This is a genomic window from Lentzea kristufekii, from assembly GCF_033949925.1.
Lineage (GTDB): Bacteria > Actinomycetota > Actinomycetes > Mycobacteriales > Pseudonocardiaceae > Lentzea > Lentzea kristufekii.
Genome location: NZ_JAXAVV010000003.1, coordinates 83,980 through 107,005, shown reverse-complemented (window position 1 = coordinate 107,005; position 23,026 = coordinate 83,980). Strand labels below are relative to the sequence as shown.

Sequence of the window (23,026 nt, the reverse complement as noted above, 5' to 3'; positions counted from 1 at the left end):
GCCCCGGCTTCGCTGGCCGGGGCCCTTCTGCTTTCAGCGGAACGCCTCCACGTTGCTCACGGCCCAGCCGGCGAACGACCGCGGGGCGCGGCCCAGAACCGCCTGGACGTCCGGGCTCACGCGCAGCTCGTCCGGCGTCGGCGAGCTGAGGATGTCCAGGGTGTCGTCGGCGAGCTCGCCGGGCATCAGCTGTTCCATGCCGGCCTTGGCCTCGGCGCGGGTGAGCTCGTGGAACCGCACCGGTCCGCCCAGTGCCGCCGCGATGGCCGCGGCCTGCTCGCGAGGCGTGATCACCTCCGGGCCGGTCAGTTCGTAGATGGCGCCGTTGTGCCGGTCGTCCGTGAGGCAGGCGGCCGCGACCTCCGCGATGTCGGCGGGGTCCAGGATCGGCACCCCGGTGTCGCCGAACGGTGCGGCGACCACCCGGTTCGTGCGGACGGACTCGGCCCACCACAGGGCGTTGGACGCGAAACCGCCCGGCCGCAGGATCGACCAGTCCGTCCCGGACTCCCGCACGACGTCCTCCAGCGCGCTCATCCCGATGCGCGTGGCGCCGAACGGCCTGGTCTTCACCCCGAGCGTGGACAGCAGCACGACGCGCCGCACCCCTGCCGCGACCGCCTGCCTGACGACGTCCGCCGGGTCGGCCCCGGCGGCGTGCAGGTCGCCGGACAGCAGCAGGAACAACGCCTTCGCACCGGCCAGCGGGAGGGTTTCGGGACGGGCGAGGTCCGCGACCTGGTGCCGCACCCCGTCCGGCACCTCGGCGACGTGCCGCGACACGGCCGTCACCTGTTCGCCCGCCTCCGCCAGCGCCCGTGTCAACGGCCGGCCGATGTTCCCGGTAGCCCCGGTCACCACGATCATGTCCAGCTCCTTCGTCGATGTGGGCACGACGCTAGGAACCGGGCTTACTTTTCGTAAGGACGTACCTGAAGGTAAGCTCCGGACATGGTGGTCGGAACTCAGTTCACGCGGTCCGGCGCGACGGAGCGGTATGAGGTGTTTCACACCGACTGCCCCGCGCGCGAGATGGTCGGCCACGTCACCAGCCGGTGGGGCATCTGGGTGCTGATCTCCCTGCAGACCAACGACCTCAGGTTCTTCGAGCTGCGCGAGAGCATCCGCGGCATCAGCGAGAAGATGCTGTCCCAGACCCTGCGCGGGCTCGTCGAGGACGGCCTGATCTGGCGCAGGGTGGAGCCGACGACCCCGCCCCAGGTCACCTACGGGTTGACCGAGTTCGGACGGGACGTCGGTGAGCCGCTGGCCGACCTCTTCGGCCGGATCACCAGCCGGCTGTCAGCGGAGCTGGCCGAGCTTCGGCCCTGACGCGAACAGCTGCGTCCTCGGCCGGTGGACCACCATGTCCCCGACCGTCCACAACACCGCCAGCAGCACGGCCGTGACCGCCGCCGACGAGAACGAGATGGGCGGCCCCCACAGGTACTCCTGCTGGAACCAGATGCCGACGTACCCGACCGTCGTGACGGCCGCCGACCCGAGCACGGCGGCAGCGGGAGTGGGCATCTTCACCGCGTGCGCAGCGTCGACGGCGACCGCGACGAGGATCAGGAACAGCGGCACCGCGGACTTCGGGAAGTCGATGCCCGCGAGCAACGGCCAGATCAGGCACCGGTACGCGACGTACCCGGCCGCGACCGCCGTGGCGGCCCACCGCCGTCCGATCGTCCGGCGGGCGATGACCAGCACGAGCGCCGCGGCGACCAGCCCCCACACCGGGTAGACCCAGTCCGCGATGGGCAGCGCGAAGTGCACGACCGCCTCCCGCCCGACCGGCACGCCGAGCTGGTCGGCGGCGAACTGCAGGAGGATCGGCTCGGCCTCGGCCTTGCCGTCGTCGTAGGCCTGCAACGCGCGCACGCCGTACTCCTGGTGCTGGTTGGGGAACCAGACGTTCTCCAGGAAGAAGAACCACAGCGCCACGAGCCCGAACGTCCGTGCGTTGCCCTCGGGGAAGTACTTCATCCACCCGCGGATCGCGCCGGCGAGCATCACCGCCGTGCCCAGGTAGAGCAGCGCGTGCGACCCGCTCCAGCTCGTGATGTCGAGCCCGTTGATCCGGTGGTTGATGATGTCGATCGGCAGGGCCACGAGGAAGATCCCGCACCCGACCTGCATCAACCGGATGGTCGGCTTGTCGCCGCCGTACCCGGTGAACGTGTGGAACAACGTCAGCCCGACCACGATGACGGTGCCGACCGTGTTGATCAGGTGCGGCGGCGCGAGGTCGTCACGCAGCCACTTGAAGTGCCACGAGACGTCCCACGACGACCCGATCAACTTGAGCAGGAGACCGACGAGCCACAGCTGGTAGAGCTGCTTCGTGAGTGCCGCCGGTGTCTCCCTGCCGGGCTCGCCCCGCTCCCAGTACTGGTCGCGGAACTGCCTAACCCCCTGAACCATCCGCACATCATGAGCTGACCGGTGGTGTCCAGGTAGGCGGAACGCCCCTGGTTTTACCCTGATGTTTCCAATTCGTGTGCACGATGGGGTGAACGAAGTTGAACTTCGGTGGGCGGGCTCGGCAAGGTGCACGGCCATGAGCTCTGACGCGACCGACAGTTACAAGGCGACCACGAAGCAGCGGATCATCGCCGGAGTGCTCGTCACCGTGCTGATGCTGGCCGTCGTGGCCACCGTGATGAGGATGTTCATCTAGCTGGCACGATGGGCCGCATGGTTGAGAACCTCCTCGGGCCCGAGCCGACTCGTCTTCCCGAACGTCCTGAGGCGCAGGCTGCCGCTGATGGCGGTACTGATCCTGCCAAGATCGTTCGGGCTTATCCGGATTTTTCTGAGGCTTGGGCTTTGTTGGCTGAGCGTGCGTTGCACTCTGGGGATCCTGTTGCTGCTTATGCGTACGCCCGGACTGGGTACCACCGTGGGTTGGACCAGCTGCGGCGGTCTGGGTGGAAGGGGTTCGGGCCTGTGCCTTGGTCGCACCGGCCCAACCAGGGGTTTTTGAGGGCTCTTGCTGCGTTGGCGTTGGCTGCTCGGGAGATCGGGGAGGACGAGGAGTGGGACCGGTGTTCCAAGTTCCTCGCTGATTCGGATCCTGAGGCTCCTGGGGCGCTTGGGCTGGTCTGATCCGTTCCCTGGCCTGCGGGCGGCCTGGTTGCGGTTGCGTGCGTTCCCTGGGGGCTCTGCCCCCAGACCCCCGGCAATCTGATCGGGGGGTTGGCGCCGCCCGTAGGTAGATGGCACGCCTGTTGCTTTGGGCGGCCGCCGGTTGCTCAGAGGGTGCGTTGGCGGTGGGGTCCCGTCACGAGCCGCACCAAGAGCGGGCTGCATGTGAGTAGGGGTGTCAACTCGACGAAGCGTGTCGAGTTGACACCCCTACTCACATGCAGCAAGGGCTATGGCGCGACTCGTGACGGGACCCCACCGCCCTTGCCTTTTGGAAGGACGGCTCGCCTTCGGCTTCGCTTGGGTGGACGCCTCGCCTTCGGCATCGCTTGCGGTTGTGGTGTGAGACTGGGCGGCATCGGTGTACTGCTAGCGGGTCGGGGTGAGTGGTGGGCGCGGTCAGGGACGCGGTCGGGCGTGGGTTCGGGCGGTGGCGCGGGGCCGCGTTGCCGATCGTCCAGTGTGCTCTGTCCGCTGGCCTTGCCTGGATGTTCGCGACGCTGGTCATCGGGCACGCGCATCCGTTCTTCGCGCCGATCGCCGCCGTCGTCTGCCTCGGCGTCTCGTTGGGACAACGGCTGCGGCGGGTTGGTGAGCTCGTTGTCGGTGTGTCCGTCGGCGTTGGGGTTGGGGACGCGCTGATCAGCTGGATCGGTAGTGGGCCCTGGCAGATCGCGCTGGTTGTGGCGTTGGCGATGTCTGCTGCCGTGTTGCTGGACGGTGGGTCTGTCATCGCCCTGCAGGCCGGGTCGTCTGCTGTGCTCGTGGCCACGTTGCTGCCGCCGAGTGCTGGTGGTGGGTTCGATCGGATGATCGACGCGTTGACCGGTGGTCTTGTCGGGTTGGCGGTGGCTGCGCTCATTCCGGCCAATCCTGTGACGGTGGCGCAGCGGCAGTTGAAGGTGCTGACGAACACCCTTAGCGGGGCGTTGCGGGACCTTGCTGGTGCGCTTGACGAGAAGGATTCGGTCAAGGCTGCCGGGGTGCTGGCCGAGTTGCGGACCAGCCAGACGACCATCGACGACTACAAGGCGGCGTTGCAGACCGGGCGTGAGATCACGCGGATCGCGCCTATTCGGTGGCGGTCCAAGGACGAGCTCAAGAGGTATCAGACTGCTGCCGGGCCGGTGGACTACGCGATTCGGAACACTCGGGTGCTGGCTCGGCGGAGCATGGCGGCGTTGAAGGCCGATGAGCGGATTCCGGACGGAGTACCGGACGTGCTCAAGGACTACGCGGACGCTGTGGACTGTCTGAAGGGCGAGTTGGAGAAGAACAAGGAGCCGAAGCTGACCCGGGAGGCCGTGCGGGACGCCGCGCGGGTGCTCACCGCGCGGCGTCTCGGCGGGGACGGGTTCTCGTCCAAGGTCGTGCTGGCGCAGATCCGCAGTGTCGCGGTGGACCTGCTGCAGGCGACCGGGCTGAGCCGGAGTGAGGCCATGGAGGCGTTGCCGCCCCTCAGCCCTCCGGCCGATGCAAAAGCCCGTGCAGAAGAGAGTGCACCTGCTCGTGATCGCGAGGATCGGCCAGGACGCACGAAGCGCCCGTGATCGCGTACCACTCCTCCGCGCCTTCGTAACGGACCTGCGCGCGTAGTTTTCCGTCCTCGGAAAGTTCCGTGCGCAGTTCCAGGTCGCCTGTCACGACGCCGACCTCGTCGGTCATCACGCCGCCGGGACCCGCTGCGAAAAGCGAGGAGAGTGGCGTCATCAGCACCTTCCGAGCATGCCCGTCAGTTCCGTCTTCTCCGCCGAGTTCACGCTGAGTTTCCAGCGGTACTTGGTGTGTACCCACATCTTCGCGTAGGTGCACCAGTACGTCGTCAGCGGCGGCTTCCACGTCGCCGGGGTCTGGTCGCCCTTGGCCTGGTTCACGTTGTCCGTCACCGCTATCAGCTGCGGGCCCGACATGTCGTTGGCGAACGCCTGGCGTTGTGCGGTCGTCCACGATGCCGCTCCTGACCTCCAGGCCGCCGCCAGAGGCACGATGTGGTCGATGTCCACGTCGGAGGCCGCGGACCACGTCGCGCCGTCGTAGGGCGAGAACCACCTGCCCGACGTGGCGGCGCAACTGGAGTCGGTCACCACGTTGGTGCCGTCCCGCTTCAGAACGGCCTCACGAGTGTTGCAGGTGCCGGACTGGGTTACCCAGTGAGGGAACTTGTCGCGTGAATAGCCCGTCATCGAGCTGTCCGCGCGCACCGTGAGGCCGGCCAATTCGGACTTGGCGGTGGTGGCGGTGGGGATGTTCGGCGGTGTCGCGAGTGCAGGGGAAACAAAACCAAAGGTGAGAGCTGCGGTGGCAACTAAAACACCAATGGTTCGGTTAACTTTTGACATCGGCCCGACCTTCCTTGTTGGAAAGTGATCGGGACCTACCCTCAGTCACATTATGAAATTAGGCAATGCCTTCGTGTGACACTCAAGTGAATGACAGGCGCACGGCTAGAGGCCTCGTACGAGCCTCAAGTCCTCGGTGTGGCGGTACCAGGTCCACTTGTCGACCGGTCGGGGGTGCTTGTGGCCGTCCAGGACCACGGTCGTGGGGAGGCAGCCGAGCTGGAACGCGCGCGGGCGGCTGATCCGGACCTTGGAGCCGATGAGGCGCTTGTTGACGATCCGGATCTGCAGGCCCAGGCCGCCGTCCGGGTCCGGCGTGCACTCGATCCGCGAGGCCTGGCCGCGCAGCACGTTGTCCGCGTCGCTGTAGCCGACGCCCCGGACGGGTGCCAACACGCCGAGACCCATCAGCACTCCGCCGACGTCGTCGCGGACGAGCGGGACGGGATCTACGTCACCGTTCAGGGCGATGTCGAGGGCCCGCGCGGGGTCGGTCGAAAGCCCCCAAAGCGCGGCAACGGACGAATCGGCGAGGGGTACGTAACCCAGTGCCACCGAACCCAGCTTTTCCTTGCGCAGCAACCGCAGCGCCACTGCCGCGAGGTCGGCGTCGGTGCCCGCCACGACCAGCCGGTCGGCGTCCAGATGTGGATCTACGTGGTCCTTGCCGGGCCTCGCCGGGACGACGTGGACGTCGTCACGTTGAGCGATCATTGGCAACTGCGTGTTTCCGCAGGCCAACACGATTCCGCGCACGGTCATCTCCTGGTCTACCCTCACTTACCGGCATTCGCTCGAACCAGTCCAAGTGCTTGGAGTTTCACATGCCGGCCGTCGTGCTGATCGGTGCCCAGTGGGGCGATGAGGGCAAGGGCAAGGCCACCGACATCCTCGGTGAGCGTGTCCAGTGGATCGTTCGTTACCAGGGCGGCAACAACGCGGGTCACACCGTCGTCCTCCCGGACGGTCAGAAGTTCGCCCTGCACCTCATCCCGTCCGGCATCCTCACGCCCGGCGTGAAGAACGTGATCGGCAACGGTGTCGTGGTCGACCCCGGCGTGCTGCTCACGGAGCTCGCGGGCCTGGAGGAGAAGGGCGTCGACACCAGCGGTCTGCTGATCTCGTCGGACGCGCACTTGATCATGCCGTACCACGTGGCCATCGACAAGGTGACCGAGCGCTACCTGGGCAAGGCCAAGATCGGCACGACCGGCCGCGGCATCGGCCCGGCCTACCAGGACAAGCTGGCCCGCGTCGGCGTCCGCGTGCAGGACCTGCTGGACGAGAAGATCCTCCGGCAGAAGGTCGAGGCCGCCCTGGACTTCAAGAACCAGGTGCTGGTCAAGGTCTACAACCGCAAGGCGCTCGACCCCGAGCAGGTCGTCGACCAGGTGCTGGAGCACGGTCAGCACTTCGTGCACCGCATCGCCGACACCCGCCTGCTGCTCAACCAGGCGCTCGACCGCGACGAGATCGTCGTGCTGGAGGGCTCGCAGGGCACCCTGCTCGACGTCGACCACGGCACCTACCCGTTCGTCACGTCGTCGAACCCGACCTCGGGTGGCGCGACCGTCGGTTCCGGTGTCGGCCCGACCCGCATCAGCACCGTGATCGGCATCCTGAAGGCGTACACGACCCGCGTCGGCTCCGGTCCGTTCCCGACCGAGCTCAACGACGACCAGGGCGAGTACCTGCGCAAGCAGGGCGGCGAGTTCGGTGTCACCACCGGGCGCTCGCGCCGCACCGGCTGGTTCGACGCCGTGATCGCCCGCTACGCCTCGCGCGTCAACGGCATCACCGACTACTTCCTCACCAAGCTCGACGTGCTGTCCGGCCTCGAGAAGGTGCCGGTCTGCGTCGCGTACGAAGTGGACGGTCGCCGGGTCGACGAGATGCCGATGACGCAGACCGACGTGCACCACGCCGTGCCGGTCTACGAGGAGCTGCCGGGCTGGTTCGAGGACATCTCGCACTGCCGCTCGTTCGACGAGCTGCCGGCGAACGCCAAGTCCTACGTCGAGTACCTGGAGAGCATCATCGGTGCCCGCGTCTCGGCGATCGGCGTCGGCCCCGGCCGCGACCAGACGATCGTGCGCCACGACGTGCTCAGCTGACAGCTCGCTCCTGGGCCTCGGCCAGCGCGGTCCGCGTGACCTCCAGCTGGTCGAGGCCCTTCAGGAACTCCTTCGTCATCGAACCGTCGTCAGGGCCTTCGTCCCGGAACACGACGAGGCACGACCGCGTGCCGTTCTCCAGCGCCCGCAACGCCTCCGCCCAGCTCGTGGCGATCTTCGGGTCCGGGGGTGCCGGGAACGGTTCGCGCAACACCGGTCCGAGCGCCTCGCACCCGGCCGCGATCGCCGCCGGGTCCGCGGCACGCACGCCCGTGAACACCTGCTCGCTGGCCCGTACGACGGCCGTCACCCGGTCCCGGCCGCCGCCGTACATCCACGTCCCCACTGCCACGTCCTGGTCGCCCTGAGGCCGCCCTGCGGCGGTTCCCAGGACGACGATCGCGAACGGCACCAGCACCGCGACGACGAAGGCGCGGAACACCGCCCGTGTGGCGGAGTCGAGCGCGAGCCGCTCGGCCGGTTCCTCCGGAACAGGAGCCGGGTTGCGCCGGTAGCGCGTCCAAGCCGGCTGAACCGCGTAGAACAGCAGCGCCACCACCAGGAGCAGTGCCGGACCAGCGGCGAGCCACCACAGCCGGTCGCCGAGGAACGCCGCCATGCACTCCCGGTAACTGTCCTGTGTGGACTCACCGGCGTCTTGGGCGAGGTAGAAGCCTGACCGCACCTGGCATCGGGCGTCGTCGAACGGAGTAGCCGTCGTCCACGCGTGCGCGTACCGGTCGAAGATCAGCAACGTGGCCGCGACCGCCAACAGGGTCAGTGACGCGAACCTGAGCGTGGTGCCGAGAGGCACCCCCGGTCTGTCGCCTTCCGGATCCATGGCTTGAATCGTGATCGCCACGAGCCCGGCTGTCACTAAGCCGTTGGCAGGAAATATGTCCGTGCGGGGAACATCTCGATGTACGACGCGTTTTCACGATCTGGGCGTCGTTGACTCATTCCGCGGGCTCGCCTGTACTTCCTGCCCATGACCTTGTCCATAGCAGGAGTGGCCGCGCGGCCGAAAACCGCGACGCCCGTGCAGGCGCGGAAGTTCAAGCCGCCGCTGCGGTGGATCAGCCCTGTCGCGCTGGTCCTGCTGTGGCAACTGGCCAGCTCAACGGGTGTGCTGTCACCCGACGAACTCGCTTCTCCGCTCACCGTCGCGCAGTCCGCCGGTGAGATGATCGCGGACGGCCAATTGGGCGAGGCGTTCGCGGTGTCCATCACGCGCGTTCTATTTGGATTTCTCATCGGCGGCTTTGCCGGAGTTGTTCTCGGGCTCGCGTCCGGTCTTTCCCGCTGGGGCGAGACATTGCTGGACCCGCCCGTGCAGATGTTGCGGACGCTGCCGCACCTCGGCCTGATCCCGTTGTTCATCCTCTGGTTCGGCATCGGCGAGGAACCCAAACTCGCGCTGGTCGCGGCCGGGGTGGCGTTCCCTCTCTACCTCAACCTGCACGCGGGCATCCGGCAGACCGATCCCGGCCTGGTCGAGGCCGCTCGCGTGCTCGGCTACAGCCGGTTCGAACGGGTCGTGCACGTCGTGCTGCCGTCCGCCGTGCCGCAAACCCTGGTGGGACTGCGGATCGCGTTCGGCACGGCCTGGCTGTCGCTGATCAGTCCCCGGCACGGTGTCGATCGCGTTCCAGCAGCCGCGTCTGCTGCCGTGGCGCAAGGTCTGGCGCAACATCTCTCTGGGCCTGCACAAGCGGGACGGCCGCGCGGTCGCCCTGAAGGCGCTGGAAGAAGTGCGGCTGACCGACCACGCCGACGCGTGGCCGCTGACGTTGTCCGGCGGTGAGGCGCAACGGGTCTCGCTCGCGCGGGCGTTGGTGCGCGAGCCGGACGTGCTGCTGCTCGACGAACCGTTCGGCGCGCTGGACGCGTTGACCAGGCTCGCCATGCACCACCTGGTGGAAGACCTGTGGACCAGGCACAAGCCCGCCGTGCTGCTCGTGACGCACGACGTCGACGAGGCGTTGCTGCTGGCCGACCGGATCCTCGTGCTCGACGAGGGCCGGATCGTCGCGACCCACCACGTCGCCCTGCCCCGCCCGCGCCGCCGGGCATCCGTTGTGGAGCAACGCACCCGCGTACTCGCTGACCTTGGAGTGGACGTTGAAGAAGCTGCGTGACAGAAGCCTGCTCGGCCTGCTGGCCGCGATCCTCTTCGCCACCGGGTGCTCGACGGCCACGCAGTCCGCGGACACGCCCGCCGCCGACGTCGTCCTCAAGTTCGGCGACCAGAAGGGCGGCGCCAAGTCGGTGCTGACCGCCGCCGGGCTGCTGAACGACTTCCCGTACAAGATCGAGTGGTCGACTTTCACCTCCGGCCCGCCCCTGCTCGAAGCGGCCTCCGCGGGTGCGATCGACGTCGGCGCGGTCGGCAACACACCGCCGATCTTCGCCGCGGCCGCGAACGCCAAGATCGCCGCGATCGGCGTCTCCAAGGGCCAGGTCGAGGCGGACGCGATCCTCGTGCCGGAGAACTCGCCGCTGCGCACGGTCGCCGAGTTGAGGGGCAAGAACATCGCTGTGGCCAAGGGAAGTTCGGCGCACGGCCAGATTTTGCTGACGTTGCGTTCGGCCGGTCTCACGACCAAGGACGTCACGCTGAACTTCCTGCAGCCCGCCGATGCGTACGGCGCGTTCACCCAGGGCAAGATCGACGCGTGGGCGGTCTGGGACCCCTACACCGCGCAGGCGCAGCAGGAAGCCAAGGCGCGCGTGCTGGTCACCGGCGAGGGGAGGTCGAACGGCTACGGCTTCCAGGTCGCCGGCAGGAAGGCCTTGGACGACAAGGGGAAGAACCCGGCGGTCAGCCGGGACACGTCGGCCGAGGCGTGGGCGTCGGCCGCGAAGCTCCTCGACGCGCTGGACCCGGCCGCGGTCGCGAAGGCGCAGGCACAGTTGGGCGCATCGGAATCGGTTGGCCAGCAACGGATGCTGGCACTGCACGGCGGCGACCTGAGTCGCGGTGTGCGCGGGTTGGAGATCTACCCGAACCTGTGGGCCGGCGTCGGGCTCGTGCGTGGTGGCGCGGGAACGGCGTTGGTGGGCTCGCACTCCGAGGTGGCGGATCTCATCGAGGAGTACCACTCCATCGGCATCGACGAGTTCGTGCTGTCCGGCTACCCGCACCTGGAGGAGGCCTACTGGTTCGGCGAGGGCGTGCGGCCCCTGCTGAAGCAACGCGGGTTGCTCGACGGGGACCGCACGCTCGCGTTGGCCAGTGCCACGACCGGCAACTTTCACCGCGCCTTCGACGCTCAGCAGGGCGCCTCGCGGCACCGACCCCACGCCCACAGCCAACCAGGATGAGGACGTGGGGCCGGCACCACGATGCACCCGTCTGACCGCCGAAGACGGGGCAAAGGCTGCCGGTCGCGGCACTACCGCTTGACCTTGGCCTCCACGGCCGTGTCGGGGTTGTCCGCGAACACACCGTCGACGCCCTGCTTGAAGAACAGGTCGTACTCCTCGAAGGCCCGGCCGTACGCGGCCGGGTCGGCCGAGGACCGGAAGTCCGCGGGCAGGAACGAGTTCTCGTTGCGGAACGTCCAGGAGTGCACGATCAGACCGGCCCGGTGGGCATCCTTCACGACAGTCGTAGGCGCCTTGAGGAAACCGTTGGCGTCACGCGGGATGATGATGTCCTTGGTGAGGCCGACGCCGTCCGCGTAGGAACGGACCTCGCGCAGACCCGCCGGGGTGACCAGGTCGGCGTAGGTGCGCTTGTCCCCGGCCACGACGAAGTCGTACGGCGCGCCGGAACCGTTGACCAGCTGCACGATCGGCACGCGCAGCGACCTGTTGAGCTCCTTCAGGTTCGCGACCTCGAACGACTGCACGTAGACCTTGGCGCTGCTGCGGTTCAGGCCGTTGCGGTTGAGGACGTCGACGAGCTTCGGCTCCAGCGCGAGACCGATCGACTTGAAGTACGTCGGGTGCTTGGTCTCGGGGTAGATGCCGATCTCGCGGTGCAGCTCGCGGGACAGGCGCTTGGAGAGGTCGATGACCTCCTGCAGCGTCGGCACCTCGAAGCGGCCGTCGTAGAGCGTGTTGCGCGGACGGACCGCCGGGATGCGTTCCTTGGCGCGCAACGTCTTCAGCTCGGCGAGCGTGAAGTCCTCGGTGAACCAGCCGGTGACGGCGACGCCGTCGATGGTCTTGGTCTTCTTGCGGTCGGCGAACTGCGGCTTGGTGGCGACGTCGGTCGTGCCGCCGATCTCGTTCTCGTGCCGGGCGACCAGCTTGCCGTCCTTGGTGGGCACCAGGTCCGGCTCGATGAAGTCGGCACCCATGCGCGCGGCCAGTTCGTACGCCGCGAGCGTGTGCTCGGGCCGGTACGCCGAAGCGCCCCGGTGCCCGATGACGATCGGACCCTTGTCGTCGTGGGCGGACGCGGAGGGCAGGGACGCCACCACCGCACCCGCGAACACGAGGACTACGGCGGCTAGACCTCTCCGATACATCGTTCGACCTCCCGTTTTGTGTTGAGAGCGCACCCAAGCATCGCAACACGAAATGCAGGTGAACGGTTACTCACGGGACAGTGCGGCTTCTTCCAAGTCCAGCTCGCGCAGCACCCGGAACAGCACCTCGTCGTCGATCTCGCCCTTGTCCCTGGCCTTGACGAACTCGTCACGCTCCGCGCTGAGCATCACCCTGCGCAGCCTGCGGTACGCGGCCGCCGGGCTCTCCTCCTCCTGCCGCCCGAGCCGTTCCCACGCGGCGTTGCCCCGGTGCTCCGCGAGCGATCGGAGCTGGTCGCGGACGTGGTCGGGGACTTCGTCGGTCTCCTGGTCGAGCCTCGTGACCGCGGCCTGCGCGGCCCGGTGCTGCACCTGCGCCTCGGCCAGCGCGTCCTTGCGGGCGTCGTCGCCCTCGAAGCCGATCTTGTTGATCAGCCACGGCAACGTCGTGCCCTGCAGCAGCAGCGTCGCGACCGTGACCACGAACGCGCAGAACAGGATGATGTCGCGGCCCGGAACGTCCTGCGGGATCGCGGCTGCCGCGGCCAGCGTCACCACACCCCGCATGCCGGCCCACGAGATCACCGTCACCTGGCCCAGGTGCGGCACGCCCTCACGTTCTCTGATGCGTTTGTTGAGGTACACCGGCAGGTAGGAGGCCGGGTACATCCACACGAACCGGGCGAGGATCGCGGCCAGCAGCACCGCACCCGCGCCGAGCAGCAGGCGCGGGCCGAGCTCGACGTCGCTGATGATCGACGACACCTGCAGCCCGATGAGCGCGAACACGAACGACTCCATCAGCGCGTCCACCGAACGCCACACCGCCCCGTCCTGCAGGCGGGTCGTGTAGCTGCCGCGCGGGGCGTTGTGCCCGATGTACAGGCCGGCGACGACGACCGCGAGCACGCCGGAGACGTGGAAGCCCTCTTCCGCGAGCAGGTAGGCACCGAACGGCACGAGCAGGCCGAGCGCGCTCTCCAGCACGCCCTCGCAGAGCCGTTTGCGCAGGAAGCGGACCACGACGCCGACGATCAGGCCGATCGCGATGCCACCGATCGTCACCTTCACGAACATCCACACCCCGTCGAGCGGGTGCATCGCCGCGCCCGCCGCGGCCGCCACCGCGACCTTGAACGCCGTCAGCGCCGTCGCGTCGTTGATCAGGCTCTCGCCGACCAGCAACGTCATCGCGCGGCGCTGCAACCCGAGCTTGCGGCCGATCGCGACGGCCGCCACGGCGTCCGGCGGCGCCACGACCGCGCCCAGCACGAGCGCGGCGGCGAACGGCAGGTCCGGGAAGACCAGCTTCGCCGTCACGCCCACCACGAACGTCGTGAACAGGACGAGCCCCACCGCGAGGAACCCGATCGGCCGCAGGTTCGCGCGGATGTTGAGGTAGGAACTGTCCAGCGCCGCGCTGTAGAGCAACGGCGGCAGCACGACCAGCAGGATCAGGTGCGGATCGAGCTCGAACTCCGGCACGCCCGGGATGAACGAGACGATCAGGCCGACGGCCACGAGGACCAGCGGTGCCGACCAGTTCAACCGGCGTGCGACGGCCGTGACGATCAACGCCCCGAGGAGCAGCAGCAGAAGCTCAGGCCCGTACATGCCGCTCATTCTGCGTAATGATGGAAACCATGACCTGTTCGCACGTGGGGGCGCTGCCCTCGCCGGTGGCGCCGGAGTCCACCGAGGGTTGTGTCGACTGCCTCGCTCTGGGTGAGCGCAACTGGGCTCACCTGCGGATGTGCCTGTCCTGCGGGCACGTGGCGTGCTGCGACTCCAGTCCTCACAAGCACGCGACCGCGCACTTCCGGGCGTCCCGGCATCCGGTCATGCGCTCGTTCGAGCCGGGCGAGGACTGGCGCTGGTGCTATGTGGACATTGCCATCGTGTGAAGTCTTTGCAGTTCCTTTGGATTGATCCTCTGCTGCTGTGATCGCGCCCACAGTACGGTCGGTCCGTGGCCAACCCCGACCTCGCCCGCATCGTCGCGGAGCACGACGAGGAGATGCCGTCGCGTTCGCTCTCACCGCGGTGGGAGCGGGCGCTGTGGATCGCCGGCCTGCTGATCGCACTGCTGGTGCTCAAGCAGGTGTTCTTCCCGTTCGCCAAGGGAAGCCAGTACTACCTGATCATGTTCCTGGCGGTGACCCTGCCGCTGGTGTTCCTCGCATACGGCCGCGGGCACGCGCCGCCCTGGTGGGACTGGGTACTGGCTGCTCTGGCCTTCGTGGTCGGCGCCTATCCGCTGTTCGGGGGCTTCGACGAGTTCCTGGACAGGCAGGGCCAGCTCTCCACGCTCGACGTCGTCGCGGGCTCGGTGCTGCTGGTGCTGATCCTGGAGGCGTGCCGGCGCACGACCGGCTGGGTGCTCCCGGTGGTCTGCCTCGCGTTCATCGCCTACGCCTACTACGGCGGGTTCCTGCCGCCGGCGTGGTCGATCGCGCACTCAGGCGTCGACTTCCCGCAGATCATCAACGGCTTCTTCAACGACGCCAGCGGGTTCTACGGCACACCGCTGGACGTCGCGGCGACCTACATCGTGCTGTTCACGATCTACGGTGCCGTGCTGAACGCTTCAGGTGCGGGCAAGTTCTTCGTGGACGTCAGCTTCGCCGCTTTCCGGAAGTCGCGGACCGCTCCCGGTCGCACGGCGGCGACCGCGGGCTTCCTGCTGGGCACGGTGTCGGGCTCCGGCACGGCGACCACGGTGTCGTTGGGTGCCGTGACGTGGCCGATGCTGCAGAAGGCCGGATACCCCAAGGAGAACGCGGGCGGCCTGCTCGCGGCGTCCGGCATCGGCGCGATCCTGTCGCCGCCCACGCTGGGCGCGGCGGCGTTCATCATCGCCGAGTACCTGCAGGTCTCGTACCTGTCGGTGCTGATCTGGGCGATCATCCCGACGCTGCTCTACTACCTGGGCATCGCCCTGGCCGTGGAGGCCGACGCGCGGCGGTTCGGAGCACGGCCGGTCGACGTGGACGCGCCGCGGTTCTGGGACGTGTTCAAGCTCGGCTGGTACCACTTCCTGTCGCTCGGGATCATCATCGTGTTCCTCGCGATGGACATCCCGGTCTACAAGGCCGTCGTGTACGCGACGGGCGTGGCCGCGCTGTTCGCGTTGATCAACCACCGGCACGAATGGCTGCGGTTGATCGCGGACGCGTTGTCCGTCGGCGTGCGCTCGGCGTTCCCGGTGATCGCGGTGTGCGCGGCGGCCGGTGTCGTGACCTCGACGATCACCAAGACCGGGCTGGGGCAAGCGCTTGCGGGTTCGTTGGTCGACCTCGCTTCGGCGTTGACGTCCGAGCCCGTCGTGGTGCTGATGCTGACGGCGGTGCTCGCGGCCGTGGCGGTGTCGGTGCTCGGGCTGGCCGTGCCGGTGACGGCGTCGTTCATCATCTCGTGGGTCGTCATCGGACCGGCGTTGATCACGCTGGGGGTCGAGCCGGCCGAGACCGCGATGTTCATCTTCTACTACGCGGTGTTGTCCGAGGTGACGCCGCCGACCGCCCTCGCTGCCGTCGCGGCGGCGGCCCTGACCGGCGGCGACGTGATGAAGACGATGTGGCAGACGTGGAAGTACACGCTGCCCGCGTTCCTGGTGCCGCTGGCGTTCGTGCTGACCGACGCCGGCGCCGCTCTGCTGTTGCGCGGGCCGTTGCTGGACTCGGTGTGGGCGTTCGGAGCGTCCGCGCTGGGAGTGGCCGCGCTCGCCGTGCTGACGGGCGGCTGGTTGTTCGGTCCCGCGCGCTGGCCGGAACGGATCTTGTGCGTGCCGGCCGCGTTGTTCCTGCTCTATCTGCAGCCGTTGACGATCGCCATCGGGGCCGGGTTCCTCGTGGTGGCCGTGGCGGTACACCTGGTGACCCGTGGGAGGGTTCGTGATGCTGCGTAAGTACGCGATCGGTGCGATCGCTTTGGCGCTCGTGGTTTCCGGGTGTGGCGGCAAACGCACACCCACCACGCCGGACGCGGGCGGTTCCCAGACGTCCTGCGAGGCCTCGGACGGCCGGATCACGATCGCGACCGGCAACTCCGGTGGCGTGTACTTCGTGGTCGGCGGCGGTCTGGCGAAGCTGATCTCCGACAACTCGAAGCTCAAGGCGTCGTCCGCCGAGACCGGCGCGTCGGTGCAGAACATCCAGCAGCTCGTCGCCGGCACCTACGACATCGCGTTCTCGCTGGCGGACACCGCGGCGGACGCCGTCAACGGCGCCGGGGCGTTCAACGGCAAGAAGGAGAAGATCGCGGCGCTGACGCGGATCTACCCGAACTACACGCAGGTGCTGGTTCGCGCGGACTCCGGGATCAACTCCGTGGCGGACATGAAGGGCAAGCGGATCTCGACCGGTTCGCCGAAGTCCGGCACCGAGGTGATCGCCGGACGGCTGCTGAAGTCGGCGGGTCTCAACATCGACTCGGACGTCCAGGCGCAGCGGCTCGACCTGACCAAGACCGCGGACGGCATGAAGGACGGCAGCATCGACGGCCTGATCTGGTCGGGTGGGTTGCCGACGCCGCAGATCACGGACATCACGACGTCCCTCAAGGACAAGGTGAAGTTCATCGACATCACCCCGCTGCTGCCGGAGATGAAGAAGATCAGCCCGGTGTACGACACCGCGCCGATCCCGGCGGCGACCTACGGGGTGGCCGAGGTTCCCACGATCGTGGTGCCGAACCTGCTGCTCGTCCGCGAGGACTTCGCGGCCAACAACGCGTGCGCCGTCACCAAGCTGATCTTCGACAAGAAGGCTGACCTGGAGAAGGTCCACCCGGCCGTGAAGGACATCGTTCGGGACAAGGCCGCGGCCTCCGACCCCGTCCCGCTGCACCCTGGGGCGAAGCAGGCACTGGGCTGAACTACTCTCAGGCCTCGTGCGCGTCCTGGTCATCGGGTCTGGAGCCCGTGAGCATGCCCTTGTCCTCGCGTTGTCGCGCGACCCGCAGCTGACTGCTTTGGCGTGCGCGCCGGGCAACGCAGGCATAGGCGGGCACGCCGAGATCTACGGCGTCGACGTCGCCGATGCCTCGGCCGTCGCCGGCCTCGCGAAGGAGTGGAAGGCCGATCTAGTCGTCATCGGCCCCGAACAACCTCTGGTGGTCGGGGCCGCTGACGCGGTCCGGGCCCTCGGCATCCCGTGCTTCGGTCCTTCGAAGGCCGCCGCCCGGATCGAGGGTTCGAAGGCGTTCGCGAAGGACGTCATGAACGCGGCGGGGGTGCCGACCGCGCACAGCGAGGTCGTGGACAACCCGGCCCGCCTGGACGCCGCTCTCGCGCGTTTCGGGCCGACGTGGGTCGTGAAGGACGACGGTCTTGCCGCCGGCAAGGGCGTCGTCGTCACCTCCGACCTGGCCGCGGCCCGTGCGCACGCCATGACGTTGCTCGACGGCGGCCACCCCGTGCTGCTGGAGTCGTTCCTGGACGGTCCGGAGGTGTCGCTGTTCTGCGTCACCGACGGCGAGACCGTGGTGCCGCTGCTCCCCGCGCAGGACTTCAAGCGCGTGGGTGACGGCGACGCCGGCCCGAACACCGGCGGCATGGGTGCCTACGCGCCGCTGCCGTGGGCGCCGGAGGGCCTGGTCGCCGACATCGTGTCGCGGTGCGTGCAGCCCGTGGTCGACGAGCTGCGCGCTCGCGAGACGCCGTTCGTCGGCCTGCTGTACGCGGGCCTGGCGCTGACGTCGTCCGGCGTGCAGGTGATCGAGTTCAACTGCCGCTTCGGCGACCCGGAGACGCAGTCGGTGCTCGCACTGCTGAAGTCGCCGATCTCGGCTCTGTTCCTGGCGGCGGCCAACGGCTCGCTGGCCTCGTTGCCCGCTCTGGAGTGGGAGAACGGCTACGCCGTGACCGTCGTGATCGCGGCCGAGGGCTACCCGAACCTCCCGCGCACCGGTGACGTGATCACCGGCTCCGAGGCCGACGGCGTCCTGCACGCCGGCACGCGCCGCCGTGAGGACGGCGCCGTGGTCTCCGCGGGCGGCCGCGTCCTGTCCGTCGTCGGCACCGGCAAGTCGCTGTCGAAGGCCCGCGAGCGCGCCTACAAGCGCATCGCGGACATCCACCTCACCGGCTCGCACCACCGTTCGGACATCGCGTCGAAGGCCATCGACGGCAAGATCACCGTACCGTGAGCCTTCTCGGGTGTGTGCTGGGCGGGGCCGTGGGAGATGGCCTGGGCGCGCCGATCGAGTTCTCGTCGATCGACACGATCCGCCACCTCCACGGTCCCTCGGGTGTCGTCGACCTGCCGTCGCTGGAGATCACCGACGACACCCAGATGGTGCTCTTCACCCTCGAAGGTCTCCTCCTGGCCCGCCAGCACGGTGTGGACCCGCGGCTGACCGTGCGGGCCGCCTACGGGCGCTGGCTGCACACGCAGGGCGGCCCACTGGTCGCCTCCGACGGCTGGCTGATGGCGGACCAGCGCCTGCACTCACGGCGGGCGCCGGGCCACACGTGCATCACCGCGTTGAAGCACAACGAGAAGAACAACTCGAAGGGCTGCGGCGGCGTCATGCGCGCCGCCCCCGTTGCAGTCTGGTCACCCGACGTGCGCGAGGTCTTCTCGCTGGCCGCGGACACCGCCCGCATGACGCACCACCACCCGAGCGGCTACCTGTCCGCAGGCGCTCTGGCAGTGATCGTCCAAGCCCTGCTGGCAGGATCGGACCTGGTTGCGGCGGTGGCCGTGGCACGAGCGGAACTCGTCCGCTGGGAAGGCCACGAGGAACAGACCTCGTTGCTGGACAAGGTGATGGGCCTGGGCCCGTTGACCCCGGAGGAGATCGAGTCCGAACTCGGCGGGGGCTGGGTGGGCGAAGAAGCCCTGGCCATAGGCCTGCACGCCGCCCTCGTCGGCGCGAACTTCGCCGACGCCGTCCGAATCGCCGTGAACCACTCGGGCGACAGCGACTCGACGGGCTCGATCTGCGGCAACATCCTCGGCGCCCGCGACGGCACAGACGTGATCCCCGACGCGTGGCTGACCGTTCTGGAACTACGAGACGTGATGGAACGCCTCGTCCTCAGCTGGTGACAGGAATCCACAACTCGGCCGTGGCCTGATCACCGTCGATCTGCGTGCGCAACATCGACGGCCCCTCAACACTCTCGTAGCTGTTGGACGGGAACCACTGCGTGTAAACGTCCCGCCACATGTGCTGAATCGTCTCGGGATACGGCCCAGCAGCAGTGAACACCGCCCACGTGTTCTTCGGCACCTCAAGGGTTTCCATGTCCTCCGGCGCTTCCCGGCTGGTCACCACCCCCTGGAAGTAGTCGAGCATGTCACCCTCCTCGACTCCTTCCTGGTTGAAGGTGAGCGCCAACATCCCCGCGGGCTCCCCGTCGCTGAGCTCCTTCATCCTGTCGAGCGTCGGCATCCCGATGCCCTTCACGAACTCGACGATCGCGGGATTCATCCCCAAGTGCACCAACGGCACCCGCGTCCCCCGCCCGACAACCCGGAACGCGTCCTTCTCGACAACCCGGTACTCCATGCTCGTACTCCCCTCCACAACCAGTCTGAACGTGAGAATCTGCTGCGACTGCAACGCCTTCTTGCTGGCCCGAGCCTCCTGAGGCCCAACCCCGTGCATCGCCTTGAATGCCCGCGCAAAGGCCTCGTTGGACCCGTAGCCCCACCTGACGGCGATGTCGAGCAACGACCTCTGTCCACTGAGGACCTCGTTCGCCGCCTTGGTGAGCCGCCGGCGCCGGACGTACTCGCTGAGCGGAATCCCCGCCAGCGCACTGAACATCCGGCGCAGGTGGTACTCACTCGTCCCCGCGATCCGCGCGAGCACCTTGACGTCGACCTCACCTTCGAGGTCGTCCTCGATGCGGGCCATGGCCTCGTTGAGTCGCTCCAGCACGTGCCCAACGCTATTGGGCTCGCGGCGTTCTCACCCGACTTGCTGTGCCCTGTCCGATCGCCTCCCGCACCTCGTCCGCGATCTTCTGGGCGACCGGCGTGAACGTGCCGATCGGGAAGCCGCAGGCGTCCGTGTCCCCGACCTTCTCCCGCACCGGCGTGGCTTGACCGAGCGTCTCCGTCCTGCTCATGGGGGAACCGCGTCGGGCAAGTCGTCGCAGGCAGGCGGCTCGTCCGGTAGCGGCCGGTGTAGACAAACCTCCAGCAGCGGCTGGCTTCCCCGCGCCTTTGACCAACACAGCCGCCGTGATGCCACCCCGCTCAACATCAGCGTGGTGATGACGAGTGATGATCAATCCGACCGCTTCTTCTTCGGCGGTTGCTTGAATGGTTGTTGCGGGTCCTGCTGAAACGGATAGGGCTGTTGTGGCAGGTATGGCTGTTGTGAATACGGCTGACTCGGATCGTTCACGTGTACCCGCAGGTGGTCGACTGCGTGCGTCCCTCCCAAGTCGCGGAAGGTGCCCGCATCGACGCTCCGCGCTACGAGGAACGACACTCAGCGTGATGCGGAACCAACGAGGGGTGGTCTTCGTCCAACCACAGGTACGTCTTACGCAGGCGTTGGTAGCCTGCGAAGCGGGACCGAACCGTTACCAACCGTACGGGGGTAGGACGTCGTGACACAGGAGAGCGCGGGGGCGGATGCCGCTCTCAGTGCCGTCGCGGGTGTGGCCGGGGGCGCGGTAGCTGGAGCGGCGATGGCCTTCAGGGCCGCGTCGTCGATGATGGACAGGCTGACCGCCGGTCCGTCGTCGCAACAGTTCAACGTGGACAAGGACACCGTCTTGAAGGCCGGCAAGGTCATCCATGACCAGCTCGACCTTTTGGAGAGGGCGTACAAGCGCAACGTTCCCAAGCTGCGAATCCCTGGCAGTGACGACAAGGTTTCTGAAGACGTCGTCAAGGCGTGGAACGACAGGCTCGTCTACCACGAAGACTCGTACGCAAACAGGATCACCCTGTACATGGAAAAGCTTCGGAGCCTCTCTGAGCAGCTGCAGTCCTCGGCGCAGCAGTACGGTTACACCGAGGGCGAGATTCAGGCCGTGTTCAGCAAGTCGAAAGAGTGAAGATGCGTATCTCCAAGCTCGCCGTCGCGGTTTTTTCCGTGATGGTCGCCTCGGCTTGCACGACCGGCGGGGAAAAGGGGAACCCGACCCCTGCTCCACAGTCGAACACCTCTTCCGGAAGCGATTCTGGAAGCAAGATTCCTGAGCGCCCGCAGGCGCTCAAGTTGGACTCGATCGATACCTGCAAGCTGCTCACTGCAGAACAGATGAAGCAGATCAGCGCTGTTTCCGCCGATCCTGTGCAGCTGGATCTCGTGGAGGGCAAGGAGTCGCCCAGCTGTGATTACGGCAGCGACGGCGGATTCGGCTACCAGGTCGGCGCGGTGACCCACGACGGTGTTTCTTATTGGCTGAAGGGTGGCGGCAACGTTGACGCGAAAGTGATCAAGGTTGGCGACTTCGGCGCGGTGGAGGTCAAGCTAAAAGGCGGATCTGGATTCGACTGCTCAGTGGCGATTGACGTTGCCGATGGCCAGCAGTTGATGGTCAGTTACATCCCGACCACCACCAAGGAAAAAGACCAGGCCGTGCTGTGCGGGAAGGCTGAGAAGGCCGCTGGTCTCGCGCTCTCGACGCTCAAGACATTGAAGTGAGGGGGAGCCATGTCCGGTTATCGGCAGCTCAACGACTGGAACTTCGACGGCTGGTCCAACCAGGACTTGGCTGACGAGGTCCAGAAGCTCTCAGGCACCACGATCGCGACGCAGTTCAGCGAAGCATCCGAGGCGCTGCGAACGTTGGCCAACACCATCGACGGTATCGATCAGACGATTCGCGCGCAGCTGAGAGAACTCAAGATCGAATGGGGCGGCGCGGCTGCTCAGAAGAGTCATGAGGAAACCGACGTCGTTGCCGCTGGTCTCGACGACAGCACCCAGGCGTCGAATGAAAGCTCTCATGCCATAACGCAACAGGGCGAGAGCACCAGCCATGCTCGCTACAGCACGCCCCCGTCGCAGGACCTGCGTGGCGACACCGAGCAGAACCTCAAGGACAAGGTCGGCGGCTTCTTCGGCATCGAGACCGACCACGCCAAGGAGGTCGAGGCGACCAACAGGGCTCGCCAGCAGGCCATCGACAGCCTCAACGGCTACGTCTCGAACAGCCAGAACTCGCTCGACGGCTTCCGCGCTCCTGCTCAGGCACCGGACATCGTCGTGGCCAGTGGCGCCGTCACCACGCCCGTCGGCCCTCAGGTCGGCATGCCCTCAGGCGGCCCTCCCGGCATCAACGGCGGCGGCCCCGGCTTCACCGGCTCGCCCGGCAGCCCCGGCACGCCCGGTGTTCCAGGCGCCCCCATCCCGAGCACGCCCGGCAACACCACCGGCGTCATGCCCGGCACCGGCACGCCGAACCCGCTCGCCGCAGGCCCCGGCCTGCCCAAGTCGTTCGGCACCCCGTCGATCGGCCTCGCCGCCGCGACGGCTGCGGCTGCCGGTCTCGCCGGCGGCACGGCCAGCGCGCGCGGAGCGCAGGTCGTCGGCGGTGGACGTGGTCCGAGCCAGGCTCCCAAGACGCCTATCGCGCCCACCGGACCGAAGGGTGCGCCCAGCACGATCGGCGGCACCAAGGCCGGCGGCGGCGGTGCTGGAGGCGGCGCCGGTGGTGCTGGTGCCGGCGGTACCGGTGCTGCGGGCAAGGGACCGGGTGGCGCCATGACGCCCGGCGGTGCCAGCGGCGTCGGACCTGAGGCGAATCGCGGTGGCGCTGCGGCTGCCGGCAAGGCCGGCGTTGGCGGCAAGGGTGCCGGTCCGCTCATGTCGCCCGCGGCCAGCGCTGCCAGGGGTGAGGGCGAGGAGGACGGCGAGCACGTGCGCAAGTACGGCGTCGACTCCGACGAGATGTTCGGTGATGACCGCATGGTGGTTCAGTCCGTCATCGGCGAAGACCCGAAGGACAAGTAGATCCCTTGAGCTCACCAGG

General features: G+C 67.8%; 23 protein-coding genes and 1 pseudogene. 15 read left to right on the top strand and 9 right to left on the bottom strand.

From position 1 onward, the window contains the following. Positions 1-33: 33 nt before the first annotated feature. A complete protein-coding gene (locus tag SK571_RS07330; RefSeq protein ID WP_319983260.1) occupies positions 34-867 on the bottom strand; it encodes an SDR family oxidoreductase in 834 nt (277 codons plus the stop codon). 84 nt (positions 868-951) lie between these two features. Between SK571_RS07330 and SK571_RS07325 the strand changes: the two genes are divergently transcribed. Continuing rightward, positions 952-1,332, top strand: a complete 381-nt coding sequence (locus tag SK571_RS07325; RefSeq protein WP_258946458.1) for a winged helix-turn-helix transcriptional regulator — start codon at positions 952-954, stop codon at positions 1,330-1,332. Here the strand turns inward: SK571_RS07325 and SK571_RS07320 are convergent. Then, positions 1,303-2,427, bottom strand: a complete 1,125-nt coding sequence (locus SK571_RS07320) for a hypothetical protein (RefSeq protein WP_319983259.1) — start codon at positions 2,425-2,427, stop codon at positions 1,303-1,305. The two genes, SK571_RS07325 and SK571_RS07320, sit on opposite strands and share 30 nt — an antisense overlap. A gap of 273 nt (positions 2,428-2,700) precedes the next feature. Between SK571_RS07320 and SK571_RS07315 the strand changes: the two genes are divergently transcribed. Together SK571_RS07315 and SK571_RS07310 are read left to right on the top strand one after the other, a co-directional pair. Next, complete coding sequence (locus tag SK571_RS07315; protein ID WP_319983258.1) at positions 2,701-3,111, top strand: DUF3151 domain-containing protein; 411 nt, start codon at positions 2,701-2,703, stop codon at positions 3,109-3,111. 425 nt (positions 3,112-3,536) lie between these two features. Beyond that, positions 3,537-4,700, top strand: coding sequence for an FUSC family protein (locus tag SK571_RS07310; RefSeq protein ID WP_319983257.1), 1,164 nt, complete (start codon positions 3,537-3,539; stop codon positions 4,698-4,700). Between the two features lie 159 nt (positions 4,701-4,859). On the opposite strand, the gene SK571_RS07305 is transcribed toward SK571_RS07310, so the two are convergent. After that, a complete protein-coding gene (locus SK571_RS07305; RefSeq protein ID WP_319983256.1) occupies positions 4,860-5,489 on the bottom strand; it encodes an HNH endonuclease family protein in 630 nt (209 codons plus the stop codon). A gap of 105 nt (positions 5,490-5,594) precedes the next feature. Beyond that, positions 5,595-6,203 (bottom strand): hypothetical protein, encoded by a 609-nt coding sequence (locus tag SK571_RS07300; protein ID WP_319983255.1) that lies wholly within the window; start codon positions 6,201-6,203, stop codon positions 5,595-5,597. Positions 6,204-6,313: 110 nt separating this feature from the next. On the opposite strand from SK571_RS07300, the gene SK571_RS07295 reads away from it, so the two are divergent. Then, a complete protein-coding gene (locus SK571_RS07295; protein ID WP_030477761.1) occupies positions 6,314-7,603 on the top strand; it encodes an adenylosuccinate synthase in 1,290 nt (429 codons plus the stop codon). On the opposite strand, the gene SK571_RS07290 is transcribed toward SK571_RS07295, so the two are convergent. Beyond that, positions 7,596-8,444: a hypothetical protein gene (locus SK571_RS07290; protein ID WP_319983254.1), complete on the bottom strand. Its 849-nt coding sequence runs from the start codon at positions 8,442-8,444 to the stop codon at positions 7,596-7,598. The two genes, SK571_RS07295 and SK571_RS07290, sit on opposite strands and share 8 nt — an antisense overlap. Positions 8,445-8,591: 147 nt before the next feature. Here SK571_RS07290 and SK571_RS07285 point away from each other — a divergent pair, with 147 nt between their 5' ends. The 3 genes and pseudogenes from SK571_RS07285 (at position 8,592) to SK571_RS07275 (ending at position 10,927) form a co-directional block, all read left to right on the top strand. Further along, on the top strand, positions 8,592-9,407 hold the full coding sequence (locus tag SK571_RS07285) for an ABC transporter permease (protein ID WP_319983253.1): 816 nt from the start codon (positions 8,592-8,594) through the stop codon (positions 9,405-9,407). After that, a pseudogene (locus tag SK571_RS07280) lies at positions 9,292-9,741 on the top strand (ATP-binding cassette domain-containing protein); the annotation flags it as partial. The gene SK571_RS07285 and the pseudogene SK571_RS07280, both read left to right, overlap by 116 nt. Next, on the top strand, positions 9,734-10,927 hold the full coding sequence (locus SK571_RS07275) for an LLM class flavin-dependent oxidoreductase (RefSeq protein WP_319983587.1): 1,194 nt from the start codon (positions 9,734-9,736) through the stop codon (positions 10,925-10,927). The pseudogene SK571_RS07280 and the gene SK571_RS07275, both read left to right, overlap by 8 nt. A gap of 71 nt (positions 10,928-10,998) precedes the next feature. Here the strand turns inward: SK571_RS07275 and SK571_RS07270 are convergent, their stop codons facing one another. Together SK571_RS07270 and SK571_RS07265 are read right to left on the bottom strand one after the other, a co-directional pair. Next, positions 10,999-12,081, bottom strand: coding sequence for a glycerophosphodiester phosphodiesterase (locus tag SK571_RS07270; protein ID WP_319983252.1), 1,083 nt, complete (start codon positions 12,079-12,081; stop codon positions 10,999-11,001). A gap of 66 nt (positions 12,082-12,147) precedes the next feature. After that, the gene (locus SK571_RS07265; protein ID WP_319983251.1) at positions 12,148-13,704 is read right to left on the bottom strand and encodes a Na+/H+ antiporter; all 1,557 of its coding nucleotides are present in this window, start codon (positions 13,702-13,704) and stop codon (positions 12,148-12,150) included. 20 nt (positions 13,705-13,724) lie between these two features. Here SK571_RS07265 and SK571_RS07260 point away from each other — a divergent pair, with 20 nt between their 5' ends. The 5 genes from SK571_RS07260 (at position 13,725) to SK571_RS07240 (ending at position 19,133) form a co-directional block, all read left to right on the top strand. Further along, a complete protein-coding gene (locus SK571_RS07260; RefSeq protein ID WP_319983250.1) occupies positions 13,725-13,985 on the top strand; it encodes a UBP-type zinc finger domain-containing protein in 261 nt (86 codons plus the stop codon). A gap of 113 nt (positions 13,986-14,098) precedes the next feature. Then, a complete protein-coding gene (locus SK571_RS07255) occupies positions 14,099-15,988 on the top strand; it encodes a TRAP transporter permease (RefSeq protein WP_319983586.1) in 1,890 nt (629 codons plus the stop codon). Next, on the top strand, positions 15,978-16,955 hold the full coding sequence (locus tag SK571_RS07250) for a TAXI family TRAP transporter solute-binding subunit (RefSeq protein ID WP_319983585.1): 978 nt from the start codon (positions 15,978-15,980) through the stop codon (positions 16,953-16,955). Before SK571_RS07255 ends, SK571_RS07250 begins: the two co-directional genes overlap by 11 nt. A 16-nt stretch (positions 16,956-16,971) precedes the next feature. Next, positions 16,972-18,228 (top strand): phosphoribosylamine--glycine ligase, encoded by a 1,257-nt coding sequence (gene purD, locus SK571_RS07245; protein ID WP_319983249.1) that lies wholly within the window; start codon positions 16,972-16,974, stop codon positions 18,226-18,228. After that, positions 18,225-19,133, top strand: coding sequence for an ADP-ribosylglycohydrolase family protein (locus SK571_RS07240; RefSeq protein ID WP_319983248.1), 909 nt, complete (start codon positions 18,225-18,227; stop codon positions 19,131-19,133). The genes purD and SK571_RS07240 overlap by 4 nt, the downstream gene beginning before the upstream one ends. Here the strand turns inward: SK571_RS07240 and SK571_RS07235 are convergent. Both SK571_RS07235 and SK571_RS07230 read right to left on the bottom strand, forming a co-directional pair. Next, positions 19,123-19,971: an AraC family transcriptional regulator gene (locus SK571_RS07235; RefSeq protein WP_319983247.1), complete on the bottom strand. Its 849-nt coding sequence runs from the start codon at positions 19,969-19,971 to the stop codon at positions 19,123-19,125. The genes SK571_RS07240 and SK571_RS07235 overlap by 11 nt on opposite strands. A 10-nt stretch (positions 19,972-19,981) precedes the next feature. Then, on the bottom strand, positions 19,982-20,161 hold the full coding sequence (locus SK571_RS07230; protein ID WP_319983246.1) for a hypothetical protein: 180 nt from the start codon (positions 20,159-20,161) through the stop codon (positions 19,982-19,984). Between the two features lie 489 nt (positions 20,162-20,650). On the opposite strand from SK571_RS07230, the gene SK571_RS07225 reads away from it, so the two are divergent. The 3 genes from SK571_RS07225 to SK571_RS07215 are packed head-to-tail and all read left to right on the top strand — an operon-like array spanning position 20,651 to position 23,007. Next, entirely contained in the window at positions 20,651-21,103 is a 453-nt protein-coding gene (locus SK571_RS07225) for a hypothetical protein (protein ID WP_319983245.1), read from the top strand. 2 nt (positions 21,104-21,105) lie between these two features. After that, on the top strand, positions 21,106-21,696 hold the full coding sequence (locus SK571_RS07220) for a DUF3558 domain-containing protein (protein ID WP_319983244.1): 591 nt from the start codon (positions 21,106-21,108) through the stop codon (positions 21,694-21,696). Between the two features lie 9 nt (positions 21,697-21,705). Then, a complete protein-coding gene (locus SK571_RS07215; RefSeq protein WP_319983243.1) occupies positions 21,706-23,007 on the top strand; it encodes a hypothetical protein in 1,302 nt (433 codons plus the stop codon). Positions 23,008-23,026 lie beyond the last annotated feature (19 nt).

Excerpts from the sequence above, each read along its gene's own strand:
- SK571_RS07330 (WP_319983260.1), bottom strand. The coding sequence starts at position 867 with ATGATCGTGGTGACCGGGGCTACCGGGAACATCGGCCGGCCGTTGACA.
- SK571_RS07325 (WP_258946458.1), top strand. The coding sequence starts at position 952 with ATGGTGGTCGGAACTCAGTTCACGCGGTCCGGCGCGACGGAGCGGTAT.
- SK571_RS07320 (WP_319983259.1), bottom strand. The coding sequence starts at position 2,427 with ATGGTTCAGGGGGTTAGGCAGTTCCGCGACCAGTACTGGGAGCGGGGC.
- SK571_RS07315 (WP_319983258.1), top strand. The coding sequence starts at position 2,701 with ATGGTTGAGAACCTCCTCGGGCCCGAGCCGACTCGTCTTCCCGAACGT.
- SK571_RS07305 (WP_319983256.1), bottom strand. The coding sequence starts at position 5,489 with ATGTCAAAAGTTAACCGAACCATTGGTGTTTTAGTTGCCACCGCAGCT.
- SK571_RS07300 (WP_319983255.1), bottom strand. The coding sequence starts at position 6,203 with ATGATCGCTCAACGTGACGACGTCCACGTCGTCCCGGCGAGGCCCGGC.
- SK571_RS07295 (WP_030477761.1), top strand. The coding sequence starts at position 6,314 with ATGCCGGCCGTCGTGCTGATCGGTGCCCAGTGGGGCGATGAGGGCAAG.
- SK571_RS07290 (WP_319983254.1), bottom strand. The coding sequence starts at position 8,444 with ATGGATCCGGAAGGCGACAGACCGGGGGTGCCTCTCGGCACCACGCTC.
- SK571_RS07285 (WP_319983253.1), top strand. The coding sequence starts at position 8,592 with ATGACCTTGTCCATAGCAGGAGTGGCCGCGCGGCCGAAAACCGCGACG.
- SK571_RS07270 (WP_319983252.1), bottom strand. The coding sequence starts at position 12,081 with ATGTATCGGAGAGGTCTAGCCGCCGTAGTCCTCGTGTTCGCGGGTGCG.
- SK571_RS07265 (WP_319983251.1), bottom strand. The coding sequence starts at position 13,704 with ATGAGCGGCATGTACGGGCCTGAGCTTCTGCTGCTGCTCCTCGGGGCG.
- SK571_RS07260 (WP_319983250.1), top strand. The coding sequence starts at position 13,725 with ATGACCTGTTCGCACGTGGGGGCGCTGCCCTCGCCGGTGGCGCCGGAG.
- SK571_RS07255 (WP_319983586.1), top strand. The coding sequence starts at position 14,099 with ATGCCGTCGCGTTCGCTCTCACCGCGGTGGGAGCGGGCGCTGTGGATC.
- SK571_RS07250 (WP_319983585.1), top strand. The coding sequence starts at position 15,978 with ATGCTGCGTAAGTACGCGATCGGTGCGATCGCTTTGGCGCTCGTGGTT.
- SK571_RS07230 (WP_319983246.1), bottom strand. The coding sequence starts at position 20,161 with ATGAGCAGGACGGAGACGCTCGGTCAAGCCACGCCGGTGCGGGAGAAG.
- SK571_RS07220 (WP_319983244.1), top strand. The coding sequence starts at position 21,106 with ATGCGTATCTCCAAGCTCGCCGTCGCGGTTTTTTCCGTGATGGTCGCC.
- SK571_RS07215 (WP_319983243.1), top strand. The coding sequence starts at position 21,706 with ATGTCCGGTTATCGGCAGCTCAACGACTGGAACTTCGACGGCTGGTCC.